The organism is Thalassolituus hydrocarboniclasticus (assembly GCF_025345565.1).
Lineage (GTDB): Bacteria > Pseudomonadota > Gammaproteobacteria > Pseudomonadales > Oceanobacteraceae > Venatoribacter > Venatoribacter hydrocarboniclasticus.
Map to the genome: position 1 here is coordinate 375053 of NZ_CP054475.1, position 12138 is coordinate 387190.

General features: G+C 53.3%; 8 protein-coding genes. 6 read left to right on the top strand and 2 right to left on the bottom strand.

Features of this window, described 5'->3' with window-relative positions:
• Positions 1 to 116: 116 nt before the first annotated feature.
• The gene (locus HUF19_RS01505; RefSeq protein WP_260998180.1) at positions 117 to 1211 is read left to right on the top strand and encodes a hypothetical protein; all 1095 of its coding nucleotides are present in this window, start codon (positions 117 to 119) and stop codon (positions 1209 to 1211) included.
• A gap of 111 nt (positions 1212 to 1322) precedes the next feature.
• Here the strand turns inward: HUF19_RS01505 and HUF19_RS01510 are convergent, their stop codons facing one another.
• Entirely contained in the window at positions 1323 to 2183 is an 861-nt protein-coding gene (locus HUF19_RS01510) for a sterol desaturase family protein (protein ID WP_260998181.1), read from the bottom strand.
• A gap of 89 nt (positions 2184 to 2272) precedes the next feature.
• Between HUF19_RS01510 and HUF19_RS01515 the strand changes: the two genes are divergently transcribed.
• The 3 genes from HUF19_RS01515 to HUF19_RS01525 are packed head-to-tail and all read left to right on the top strand — an operon-like array spanning position 2273 to position 6227.
• A complete protein-coding gene (locus tag HUF19_RS01515) occupies positions 2273 to 3316 on the top strand; it encodes an AraC family transcriptional regulator (RefSeq protein ID WP_260998182.1) in 1044 nt (347 codons plus the stop codon).
• A 6-nt stretch (positions 3317 to 3322) separates the two neighbouring features.
• Complete coding sequence (locus HUF19_RS01520) at positions 3323 to 5314, top strand: RecQ family ATP-dependent DNA helicase (RefSeq protein ID WP_260998183.1); 1992 nt, start codon at positions 3323 to 3325, stop codon at positions 5312 to 5314.
• A 49-nt stretch (positions 5315 to 5363) separates the two neighbouring features.
• Positions 5364 to 6227 (top strand): alpha/beta fold hydrolase, encoded by an 864-nt coding sequence (locus HUF19_RS01525; RefSeq protein WP_260998184.1) that lies wholly within the window; start codon positions 5364 to 5366, stop codon positions 6225 to 6227.
• A 63-nt stretch (positions 6228 to 6290) separates the two neighbouring features.
• On the opposite strand, the gene HUF19_RS01530 is transcribed toward HUF19_RS01525, so the two are convergent.
• Positions 6291 to 8078: a hypothetical protein gene (locus HUF19_RS01530; protein WP_260998185.1), complete on the bottom strand. Its 1788-nt coding sequence runs from the start codon at positions 8076 to 8078 to the stop codon at positions 6291 to 6293.
• A gap of 468 nt (positions 8079 to 8546) precedes the next feature.
• Between HUF19_RS01530 and HUF19_RS01535 the strand changes: the two genes are divergently transcribed.
• Positions 8547 to 10178, top strand: coding sequence for a BCCT family transporter (locus HUF19_RS01535; protein ID WP_260998186.1), 1632 nt, complete (start codon positions 8547 to 8549; stop codon positions 10176 to 10178).
• A 77-nt stretch (positions 10179 to 10255) separates the two neighbouring features.
• The gene (locus HUF19_RS01540) at positions 10256 to 12136 is read left to right on the top strand and encodes a DUF294 nucleotidyltransferase-like domain-containing protein (RefSeq protein ID WP_260998187.1); all 1881 of its coding nucleotides are present in this window, start codon (positions 10256 to 10258) and stop codon (positions 12134 to 12136) included.
• Positions 12137 to 12138: the final 2 nt, after the last annotated feature.

The following is a 12138-nucleotide window of genomic DNA, read 5'->3' on the forward strand; positions in this document are numbered from 1 at the left end:
GCTTTTCTTCGGTAAAAAGCTATTAAAAGTCCGAGGAGGTGAAAGGCCAGGAATTACCCTCACTTAATAAACCATGCTAGGGTGAGCATCCTGCTTAACCTCTTAAGGGCCGGAATATGGATGTTCGTTCTTTGATCTCTCGCTTTGTCACTCGCTTTATTACCAACAGCGGGCTGGCGTTCTGTCTTGGTGCTGCTGTTTTAAGCCCTGCCAGTCTGGCGGATATTAATGCCGGTACGAACAGTGAAGATCGTTTCTGGATCAACCGCACCCACGATAATCTGGCCAAGTTTGATAACTATCAGGCGCAAACAGAGCAGACGCAAACAGAGCAGGCGCAGTCGGGCGCTGGTGCTGCGGTTATCAGTGATGTGTTGTTCAAAAAACCGGATGGCTTTTATCAGGTGGTGCTGCAGCCGGATTCTCTTAGCGGTATTGAAGTCAGTCAGCGTGCCGGGGTAATCACCCTGCATGATAAGCCGAATCAGCGGGCATTTATCGTCAGAGGGCTTGAGGCTTATCAGGCGGGCGGTTCTCTGGAGACAATCAAAGACATCTATCTGTTCAACAAAGAACATTACGAGCAGACCTTTACGCCCTCCATTCACGTTGCTGACCGTCTGGCGGTTGGTATCGATTTTGTCGCCAGAGATGAAAGTGATGAAATCAGAAAGATAGAAGCCTTTGTCGATTATCATCACTCCCTGTTTATGCAGGCCCGGTTTGTATTTAATAATGGTGTTGAGTCGACCATCAGAAACAACAGCATCGAATTCAATAAGGAAGGTCTGACGCTGCCGGAGATTAACTTACCGCAGAATACTCAGGTAAGGGTTTTGGATTTAAGTAAGAAAGCCCTGTCGCAGAAAGAGCTGAGTAAAAAGGCCGCTAACAACATTGTCTGGCCGGAGGATAAAAATAATACCTGGGGTTTCTCTCAGCGTAAGTTTTATCAGCAAAGCAACAGCAGTGCGGCTTATTACTATGGCGATAAATTCTTCCTGCTTACGATTGCCACGCCAGAGGGAAGCCAGCCGGTAACCGTACCCGCCGTGCCGCTGACGATTGGCAATACTCCGGTGTTACTCAGCCAGTTTCCGCTCTTTGCGCATTTAGCCTTTAACCATAAGGGCATCAGTTACACATTAGTATCCAACGCTCATCCTGAAAGCCTGTTGTCTATGGTGAAAGGGATGACTTCGGCGCAATAGCCTGCGGAGTTATTCCGGCGTTGTTCAATACGCTGTAAGCCAGCGTATTGAACCCGGAGTCTTGAATCCTTTTCTTTAAGTTCTTCTCTTCAAGTCCTTCTCTTAAATGCCTTATTTTCGGCCGTAATGCTCTTCTACCCAGGATGGGTGCTTCCACAGAATGCGTATATCGCGGTAGTGCAGAATATCGCGCCACATACTGACAAACTCGGCGATCACTAACCGAAACGGATTCAGACTGTTAGCCGGGCGAAAATCGACGCCATAACGGATTTCGCCTGCGTCTTTTTCATCGACAAAGGTGCCGAATAAACGATCCCAGATAATCAGCACACCGGCGAAATTAGTATCGATCTGCTTTGGGTTGCTGCCATGATGCACGCGGTGGTGCGACGGTGTGTTAAATACAAATTCAAACCAGCGTGGCAGTTTGCGCACGACTTCGGTATGGACAAAAAACTGGAAGAACAGGTTAAGTTCGAGGGCAATTACCGCCTGTTCAAGACTGAAACCAATCACCGCCGCAGGCAGCATGGCAACCAGCATAATGCCGTTAAAAGACACAACCGGCGTCTGTCGCAGCGCGGTGGAAAAATTAAAACGCTCAGAACTGTGGTGTACCCAGTGCCCGGCCCAGCCGTAGCGCACTTTGTGCATAAAGCGGTGCACCCAGTAGAAATTAAAATCGACCAGCACCATCAGCAGAATAAAATTCAGCAGCGGTGATGATGACTGCCACTGAAAGCCATAGCTCTGTACGGCCAGATAAATCACGGAACCAATAAAAATAATCGACAGCGCATCAAGCACTTTATAAATCAGACCGGTGCCGATATTGGCCGCCGATTCTTTCAGGTCGTAGGCATCGGTTTTGCCCTGGCGTATCAGCCAGGCGCGTTCGGCAAACATCACGGCAAAAAATACCGGGCCGGCCAGAACGATAAACACAAGGGCGTGTAAGAAGTCTTCCATCTTTTTCTCCGCTGGGTTTGACATGCTGGCCAATCTACCGGGAAACTGAAAAGCAAGATGACTTTCTCGTGCCAGGTTTTTAGCATTTCATGCCAACTCCACAGAATGCAGGTATTGTCCGTGTCACCGGCAGCTGGATACGGCTGCTCACCGACTGGCTTGATCAGAACGGGCTGGATGCCCCGGCATTGCGCGCAGCGGTTGCAGCCTACGGGTCGACCGATAATGTGCCGATTAACGACTGGGCGCAGATGCTGGCAGCGGCTTTTGCCCTGCGTCCGCAGGATCAGGCGGCCTCGCTGGCGTTAGCACGCCTGGTGACGCTTCAGCATACCGGCGTATTGGGTTATCTCGCGGCGGCCTGCGACAATCTCGGTCAGGCATTGCTGAGTTATCAGCGCTTTGAGTGCTTATTCTATGGTGCTTCGGTGGCGCAGATTCACAGCCGCTGTGTGGATAGCACTCCGTGTGTGGAAATCGCCTGGCAGCCGTTACCGGGTATGGCGCTGGTGGACGAAACAGCCATTGCCGCGCTGGTGCATATTACCCGGCAGAATCTGGTGCGTGATGTTGCCCTGCAGCAGGTGCACTTCAGTCATCGCTGTAACCCGCAGCAGCTGCAGGCGCTGGAAGATTTTTTTGCCTGTCCGGTGCTGATGGAAAGCGACCGCATCCGTCTGGTATTCAGTGTTGATGTTCTGAGCCTGCCATTAATGCGCGGTGAGCCGGGGTTACGCCATCTGCTGGAAGAGCAGGCGCTGTCGATGTTGCGTGCGGTGCCGGAGCCGGATGAATTTCTGCGTCAGCTGCAGGCGGAAGTGGTGCGTCTGCTGCCGGAAGGAGAAGCGACCATCGAATCGCTGGCGCCACGCCTGTACTGTTCAGTAAGAACCTTACAGCGGCGGCTGGATGAAAAAAATCTGAGCTGGAAAGCCTTGCTGGATCGTACCCGTGAACAATTAGCCTGCCAGTATCTGGCCGATAACAGCCTCAGTCTGCTGGAAGTGTCCATGCTGCTGGGTTACCGCAATCAGGGCACTTTTTCACGGGCTTTTAAACGCTGGAAAAACTGCAGCCCGCTGGCGTACCGCAAACATCAAATGCACAAAAATGCGTCTGATCATAAGGATTAATTAACGATGACAAATATGAACTGGCAGGCTGCACTGCAGCAACACTTTGGCTTTTCAGCGTTGCGTCCCGGTCAGCAACCGGTGGTTGAGGCGTTACTGTCCGGGCATTCGGCCGCGGCTATTTTCCCGACCGGCTCAGGTAAATCGCTCTGCTATCAGCTGCCGGCCTTATTGCTGCCAAATTTAACGCTGGTGATTTCACCTCTGCTGGCCTTAATGCAGGATCAGGTGCAGTTTTTACGCAGCAAAGGTATTGCCGCAGCGACCATTGATTCTACCCAGAGCCGCGACGAAGCACAGGAAGTGATGAACGGCGTGCGCAGCGGCAGCATTAAAATTTTAATGGTGTCGGTTGAGCGCCTTAAAAATGAACGATTCCGCCAGTTTATTCAGCAGATTCCTATTTCATTATTGGTGGTCGATGAGGCGCACTGTATTTCGGAGTGGGGACATAATTTCCGCCCGGATTATTTAAAACTGCCCGATTACTGCCGTGAATTTGCTATTCCACAGGTGCTGCTGTTAACCGCTACCGCTACTACGGCGGTGATTGCCGATATGCAAAAGCATTTTGCTATTAAACCCGAGCATGTGGTCTGCACCGGCTTTTACCGGCCAAATTTACGCTTACTGGCCCAGCCAACCGCAGAGCATGGGCGCGTTGCCAAATGCGCTACCTGGCTGAATTATCTGGCGAAAAAAAGTGCGGAAAAACACGAGGATTTTGCCGCGGTTATTTATGTCACCCTGCAGAATACCGCTGAGGAAGTCGCCGCTGCGCTCAACGCTCAGTTGCCTTTTGCCGTTGAAGCCTATCATGCCGGTATTGGTCACGAAGAACGTGATGCCATTCAGCAGCGCTTTATGCGCGGCAATACGCCGGTGATTGTGGCCACCATTGCCTTTGGTATGGGCGTGGATAAAAGCAATATCCGCCAGGTGATTCATTACGACCTGCCCAAATCCATCGAAAATTACAGTCAGGAAATCGGCCGTGCCGGACGCGACGGCAAAGCCTCGGACTGCATTATGCTCGGTGATGAATCGGGCCTGACGGTGCTGGAAAACTTTGTCTACGGTGATACGCCGGAGCTGAGCAGTATTCAGCAGGTGCTGCAGACGATCAGTACACAAACCCAGAATGGTCAGTGGGAAGTGCTGATGACACCGCTGTCGGCGGCCAGCAATATCCGTTTATTACCGTTAAAAACCCTGCTGGTTAATCTGGAAATGCGTGGCGTATTAACCTCGCAATACAGCTATTTTGCTGAATATAAATACCGCCTTAACAGTAACGAAGAAGAATTACTGGCGCATTTTCAGCCGGAGCCGCAGCAGTTTCTGCGCACGGTATTCAACAGCAGCGATAAAGGCCGCAGCTGGTACACGCTGAATATTCCGGCACTGGAGCAGGCGCTGGCTCAGACTCAGACAGGCAGCGATGTACCGCCACGGCTGCGCGCACTGCGGGCGCTGGAATACTGTCAGGAAAAAGGCTGGTTGCAGCTGGAAAGCAAACAGATGACCGATGTTTACCGCGTAAATACCGCTTTATTACAGCCGTCATTGGCCAATGATTTATTTCAGCATTTTGCCGCCAAACAGCAGAGCGAAATTCAGCGTATTCAGCATATGCTGGAGCTGTTCCGTCAGCCGCGCTGTATCAGCCGTACGCTGGCCGGTTATTTCAGCGATAACCTGAGTGAAGACTGTGGTCGTTGCTCGGTATGTCGCGGCGAACATCAGCCGTGGCCGGTACGTAATACGCAGGGAGATTTTGCCGGGCTGGATGCGCGTGCGCTCTGTGCTCCGGTGCAACAGGCTATTCAGGCGCAATTCGGCCAGCCGGCCTCCATCGAGCTGTTAACCCGCTATTTATGTGGTATTTATGTGCCCTGGCTGAGCAAGATAAAAGCCCGTTCGCTCGGCGCGATGGGCAGGCTTGAGCAACAGCCCTACGCCCAGGTACAGCAGTGGTTAACACAAAACCTGAGCTGACACAGACAGCGCCTGCGGTATTTGCCGCTATTTCAGGCAGGGAGAGATTATGAGCATTCTGCACAGCCAGCACCGGCTGGACATTCAGACCCCGGAAGGGACGCGCAGCATGGCCTATATGCAGTGGCATAACAGCCTGCACGAACAACAGCCCTTGCTGCTCTGTGTTCATGGCCTGACCCGTAACAGCCGCGACTTTGATTTTCTCGCCGAAAAGCTGGCGGAGCATTACCGCGTAATCTGCCCGGATGTATTAGGGCGTGGTGACAGCGACTGGCTGCAACAGCCGGCGCTGTACGGTTATCCGCTGTATATCGCACAGATGCAGCAATTGCTGGCGCATCTGTTCAGCGAGTTTGCTGTCAGCCGTTGTGACTGGGTAGGCACCTCGATGGGCGGACTGATCGGCATGATGCTGGCTGCCGCTCCCGGCGACACCATCGGCAAGCTGGTGCTGAATGATGTCGGGCCCTTTATTCCCTACAGTGCGCTGGCACGGCTGGGGCAGTATGTGGGCAAAGCGCCGTATTTTGCTCACGTCGGCGAAGCTGAACAGTATTTGCGTCAGGTAGCACAGCCTTTCGGCCCGCTGACCGATGAACAATGGGCGCATCTGGCGCTGCATGGCACAGAAGACTGTGATGACGGCTTATGCCTGCGTTACGACCCGGCCATTGCCGATGGCTTTGCCGCAGTGACTGGTGATGTGGATTTATCGGCGGTGTGGATGGCGGTGCATTGTCCGGTGCTGGTGATCCGTGGTGCTGAGTCAGATTTATTATTAGCCGAAACCGCACGCAGCATGCTGCAGCATAACGATACCCAGCTGGTTGAGTTTCCCGGAATCGGTCATGCACCCATGTTGATGGCGCGCGATCAGATCACTGCCGTGCAGAATTTTCTGACACGTTGATACTTTCCTGTAGCCTGCTTTTTTAAGTATAAAAAAAGCAGCCCGAAGGCTGCTTTCCGTGGTTCAGATGAATCGTCTGCGCAGACCCAGAATGCTCAGGATCAGCAAGCTCAGCCCGCCAAGGCCGCCGCCTGAGGAGGATGAGCTATTATCCGTACCGCCATTGTCGCCGCCGCCAGAATCACCTCCGGTATCGCCGCCACCAGTATCACCTCCGGTATCGCCGCCAGTATCCGGTACCTTGTAGGTATAAACATCCGAATGACCATTATTGCCACCGTCAACGCGGGCAAATAAAACATCGGCTCCGGTCAGGAGCTGCAGGCCCTGCTGCATTCCGAGAAAGCGGTAAGACGTGAAATCAGAGGTTGCCAGCGCCAGCTCCATTGAACCCGTGCTCAAACTCAGAAATGCCTGAAAAATAAACTGGCCGTTATTCACACTGACATCACTCAGGTACAGCGCAGCGTCTTCAGGCAGAGCGTCCCAGACACCGGACGCCAGGGCCGCTGCATCGCTGCTGATCCAGTTCTGACCGGCATCAGGCGATACCTGTACCCCCTGATAGCCCCAGACAACCACCTGCTGACCATAAACGGCCAGGCCTGAGATATCCTGTGGATTGCTCCACTCACCGGCGCTGCGCCAGGTCCAGTTGACGCCATCGCTGCTGAAACCATAGTGGGCAGCGGACCAGATGCCGCTTTCGCCGCCGCCTTCTTCACCGCTGATGCCTGCCACGTGCACTGTGCCGTCGTCGGTCTGCACAATTTGCCGGCTACGGAATACCTCTCCTGTGGCGAGGTCTGGGGGTGTTACTGATGCCCAGGTGCTGCTGTCGCTGCTCAGCAGAAACAGCCCTTGTTCGCCATAACTGTCCGTACCAATCAGGTTGCCGCTGGGCAGAGCATAAAAGATGGTGTTGTAGCTGATGGCATTAGCGAGCTCGGTCCAGCTCTGCAGATCGTCGGAGGTATACATCGCCAGAGTCTCTTCTGAAGTACCGGCCTGAGCGATATAACGCTGATTGAAACGGTCGTAAATAATGCCGCTCAGTGGCTCCGCATCCGGCAGGTTGGTCCAGTTAACCAGATCTTCAGAAACGCTGAGACGGCTGACCACGCGGCCTTCGACATTGGTAGTTTCCATCGTGAGCAGTTTGCCGTTGATATAGGCAAGAGCGTTGCCAAATGGCAGCGGGGCGCTGTGTACACCTTGCTGGTCAATGCGTAGTACGGCGTCCTGCTCTGCACCGCTTTCATAGGCAGGCAAATAAATGTAGTAGGCATCACCGCCGGGTAAGGTCTGGGTGTAATCCCCCAGTTTTTGCTGGCTGCCAACCTTCTGCCAGTGCGGAGCTGCATCAGCATCCGACAGCAGTAAATGACTGGCGATCTGATCCTGATAGCTGCCCTCCGCTCTGTTGACAACACCAATGCTGGTCAGCACCGTCATGGCTGGCTGTCCGGGAGTCAGGCTGAAAACGGCTTCGCCGGTGTCGTTTTCAGCGTATGTGCGGCTGTCGGAAAAGCACTGCCAGTCATAGCCAATAACCGGACGGTCATTGTTCATGCTGAGTGACAGACTGCTGTCGGCGGCCGGGGTGGTGGTAAATTCTGCGCCCTGAGCCGTGCCGCTGACACTGATACTGACGGTGCCAGTCCAGCTGTTGGGCAGGGCAATACAGCCTGCGGTCTGAGTCTCTCCTGGGCTTTCGGTATTTGCAGAACCCATCGCCCGCACAATGGATACGTGGCCGTCATTATCGTGATGAATCGTCAGCTCGGCGCTGTCAAAGTAACAGCCGCTTAACAGTGCCGTTGTCGCAGCGACATATATCCTCAGTTTCATATTCTTTTCCTTGTTCTGCAGCGTCATAAGGGGCAGGCGCGCGATAAGGCACGGCCAGTAAATAAAAAGAGGACTATTTGACGCTATCCGGCGCAGCTCATCATCCTGCAAAAGATTGAAATTGCGCTGTTGCGGCAGGTATCTGCCGTCAGGCAGGTGGGGAGTCTGTATCGTTCTGGCGATGCTTAACCGTGGGGAATACACCATGCTGTCATGGACGATTGTTAGCCCTCACTTCGGCTGGAATGGCCGTGGTTATTGAAAAATCAGGGGCGTTTTTTGCCCAATACCTTCCTTTTTGCTAGGCTGTTCAGGCCATTTTCTGTATCAGACTGATGCCCTGGCAGGCATTTCTTCCCGGTGAAGCAGTCTGCTATGCACTTGCCCGATCCTGTATCGGCGCCTGAAATCCGAGCCTGCGCGTAAGCAAATAAGCAGGTCTGAATAAACCACGGGAGGCTGGCCGCAATGGCTGAAAAAAATGATCCTATGATCCCCGATGGCGATGTGAATCCGATCGACACTGATTATCAGGTCGGTCAGGACAACATCATTGTCAATGTTGGCCCTTTCGGGCTCGATATCCACAACCGCGTGTTTGCGGTGTCTGGTCTGGCAGTTATCGCTTTTGTGCTGCTGACTCTGCTGTTTCACAATCAGGTCGAACCCCTGTTCGGCAGTATCCGCAGCTGGCTGACCACCAACCTGAGCTGGTTCTTCCTCAGTGCCGGTAATATTTTTGTGATTGTTTGTCTTGGCCTGATTGTTTCACCTCTGGGGCGCATTCGTCTGGGCGGTACCGAGGCGACGCCGGATTACAGCTATACCGCCTGGTTCTCCATGCTGTTTGCCGCTGGTATGGGGATCGGCCTGATGTTCTACGGCGTATCTGAGCCGCTTTCGCACTTCGGCAGTTCCTTTGCCGGTATCAGCACAGAAAATGGCGTACGTACCGACTGGGCTCCGCTGGGCGCCGCGGCGGGTGACGCCGAAGCCGCGGCCCGTCTGGGTATGGCCGCAACCATTTATCACTGGGCACTGCACCCTTGGGCTATTTACGCAATTATGGCGCTGGGGCTGGCGTTATTTTCGTTCAATAAAGGTCTGCCGCTGACTATCCGCTCGGTGTTTTATCCGGTGCTGGGCGAGCGCGTTTGGGGCTGGCCGGGGCATATCATTGATATTATCGCGGTACTGGCAACGCTGTTCGGTCTGGCCACCTCGCTGGGTCTTGGGGCTTCTCAGGCGGCATCCGGCCTGCATTATTTATTTGGCCTGCCGGAGGGCAACACCACCCAGATTGTGCTGGTGATTGGTATTACCGCCATTGCCATGATTTCGGTGGTGGCCGGTCTGGATGCCGGGGTTAAGCGTCTGTCTGAAATCAATATGATGCTGGCCATTCTGCTGTTGCTGTTTGTTATTCTCGTTGGCCCGACGCTGGCGATTGTGACCGGCTTTTTTGACAATATGCTGGCCTATTTCCAGAACCTGCCGGCGCTGTCTAATCCGGTTGGCCGCGAAGATGCGAATTTCTCCTCCGGCTGGACGGCCTTTTACTGGGCCTGGTGGATTTCCTGGTCACCATTTGTTGGTATGTTTATCGCCCGTGTTTCCCGTGGCCGTTCAGTGCGTGAATTTATGGTGTCGGTATTGCTGGTGCCATCGGCCGCCTGTGTTTTATGGATGACGGTATTTGGCGGCACAGCCATCGAGCAATATGTTCAGGACGGCTACAAAACCGCTGCCGAATCGGCTTTGCCGCTGCAGTTATTTGCCATGCTGGATGCGTTGCCGTTAGCGCAGATCACGTCCTTTATCGGTATTATTCTGGTGATCGTGTTTTTTGTGACGTCATCGGATTCCGGCTCACTGGTTATTGATGTGATTTCTGCCGGTGGCAAGGTTGATGCGCCAACCCCGCAACGGGTGTTCTGGTGTACCTTTGAAGGGCTGGTGGCCATTGCCCTGATTATGGGCGGTGGGTTGGTGGCTTTGCAGGCGATGGCGGTGTCGAGCGGATTACCTTTTACCATCGTTTTACTGGTAGCAACCTTTTCCATTATCAAAGGTTTGTCTTCTGAGCCTAAACCGGCTTAAAGAGGCTTTAAGAGGCTCAGGCCACAACAGAACAACAGCACAGAATTATCTGTGCTGTTGTTTTTTACGGAATTGCCATGCAAGCAGAACATATCGAAATTGTTGATTTCCTGCGTCAGCACCAGCCCTTTACCAGTCTGAGCGATGAGGTTTTGCAGCAGGTTGCGGTGCAGATCAGCATTGCCTATTTCAAAGCCGGACAGCAGATTCTGGAATTCGGCGCCGAAATTAATGATTGGTATGTCATACGCAGCGGCGCGGTTGAGGTATTCCGGCGTAATGGCGAACTTTATAACCGTTTAAGCGAAGGCGGCTTTTTTGCCGAGTTCGGTTTACTGCGCAACAAGCGTGTGCGCTTTCCGGTTTATGCGCTGGAAGACACGCTGGTGTATATGATTCCGGAGCCTTTATTTACCGAATTATTTGATAATAACGAAGAATTTGCCGATCAGGTTGAGGTGGAAGACCGCACGCGTCTGCGTCAGGCGGTTGCCCGGCGCGAAGACGCCAACGAGCTGATGACAGCCCGTATCGAAACCCTGGTCAGCCGCGAACCGGTACTCTTACCGGCCAGTGCTACAGCACGTGAAGCGGCAATCCGTATGACCGAAGAAGGCGTTTCTTCGTTATTGGTGGTGACCACCTCGGATGATCAGCCGATGGCGGCCTCACGTCTGGTGGGCATTGTTACCGACCGCGATATCCGCGACCGGCTGGTAACGCCGGGCCTGCCGTTCGATACGCCGGTAACCGATATCATGACCGCCGAATTAACCAAGGTAGAGCACAACCAGTTTGTGTTCGAAGCCATTTTATTAATGCTGCGTTATAACGTGCATCATCTGCCGGTCATTAAACAGGGATTACCGCTGGGGGTTATCGCGCTGGCGGATGTTATCCGTTATGAATCGCAGAACAGTCTGTTTGTGGTGCGCAGTATTTTTAATGCACAAACGGTGGAAGAGCTGACGGCATTGGCCAGCGATGTACGCGCCTGCTTCAGCCGGCTGGTGGCCGAGGACGCTAATTCACGCATGATTGGCGGCTCAATGGCGGTGATTGGCCGCAGCTTTAAACAGCGCCTGCTGGAAATGGCGGAAGAAAAATTCGGCCCGCCGCCGGTGCCTTATTGTTTTCTGGCGCTGGGTTCTATGGCGCGGGAAGAACAGTTAATTGTTACCGATCAGGATAATGCCCTGATCCTTGATAACCGCTTTGACCCGCAATTACACGATGAATATTTTTCCAATCTGGCGACCTTTGTTTGTGATGCTTTAGACGCCTGTGGTTATACCTACTGCAAAGGTAAGGTGATGGCAACCAACCGCCAGTGGCGCCAGCCATTAAAAGTGTGGGAACAATATTTCAGCGAATGGATTGAGCGCCCCTCTCCGGAATTTCTGCTTAACAGCGCCATCTTTTTTGATCTGGAAGGGGTGTGGGGCGAAACCCACTGGAGCGAAATGCTGAATGACCTTATCCGCCGTAAAGCGCGCAGTAATTCGCGCTTTCTTGCCTGTATGGCGCGGGCGGCATTAATGCGCACGCCACCACTGGGATTTTTTAAAGGCTTTGTGATGGAAACCGATGGTAAGCATACCAATTCCATCAATATGAAAAGACGCGGCACAGCGCCGCTGGCCGATCTGATCCGCGTACATGCGCTGGCGGTTGGCTCTGCTGCGCATAATTCGTTTGAACGCTTACAGGATATTATTGAAGCCGGTATTTTACCGCCGGGTAATGGCCCGGATTTGCGTGACGCACTGGAATTAATTGCCATGGTGCGCATCCGGCATCAGGCGCTGGACCTGCAATCGGGCATCGAGCCGGATAATAATATCGAGCCGGAAAATCTGTCGGATTTTGAGCGTAAAAATCTGAAAGACGCTTTCCAGATTCTCAGTAATGCGCAGAAGTTTCTGAAGTTCCGCTATCAGCCGGGCCGGGCGGTATAAGC

What these genes read in the sequence shown, in the direction of transcription:
- HUF19_RS01505 (WP_260998180.1), top strand. Translation starts at nt 117, where the DNA reads ATGGATGTTCGTTCTTTGATCTCTCGCTTTGTCACTCGCTTTATTACC.
- HUF19_RS01540 (WP_260998187.1), top strand. Translation starts at nt 10,256, where the DNA reads ATGCAAGCAGAACATATCGAAATTGTTGATTTCCTGCGTCAGCACCAG.
- HUF19_RS01530 (WP_260998185.1), bottom strand. Translation starts at nt 8,078, where the DNA reads ATGAAACTGAGGATATATGTCGCTGCGACAACGGCACTGTTAAGCGGC.
- HUF19_RS01520 (WP_260998183.1), top strand. Translation starts at nt 3,323, where the DNA reads ATGACAAATATGAACTGGCAGGCTGCACTGCAGCAACACTTTGGCTTT.
- HUF19_RS01510 (WP_260998181.1), bottom strand. Translation starts at nt 2,183, where the DNA reads ATGGAAGACTTCTTACACGCCCTTGTGTTTATCGTTCTGGCCGGCCCG.
- HUF19_RS01525 (WP_260998184.1), top strand. Translation starts at nt 5,364, where the DNA reads ATGAGCATTCTGCACAGCCAGCACCGGCTGGACATTCAGACCCCGGAA.
- HUF19_RS01515 (WP_260998182.1), top strand. Translation starts at nt 2,273, where the DNA reads ATGCCAACTCCACAGAATGCAGGTATTGTCCGTGTCACCGGCAGCTGG.
- HUF19_RS01535 (WP_260998186.1), top strand. Translation starts at nt 8,547, where the DNA reads ATGGCTGAAAAAAATGATCCTATGATCCCCGATGGCGATGTGAATCCG.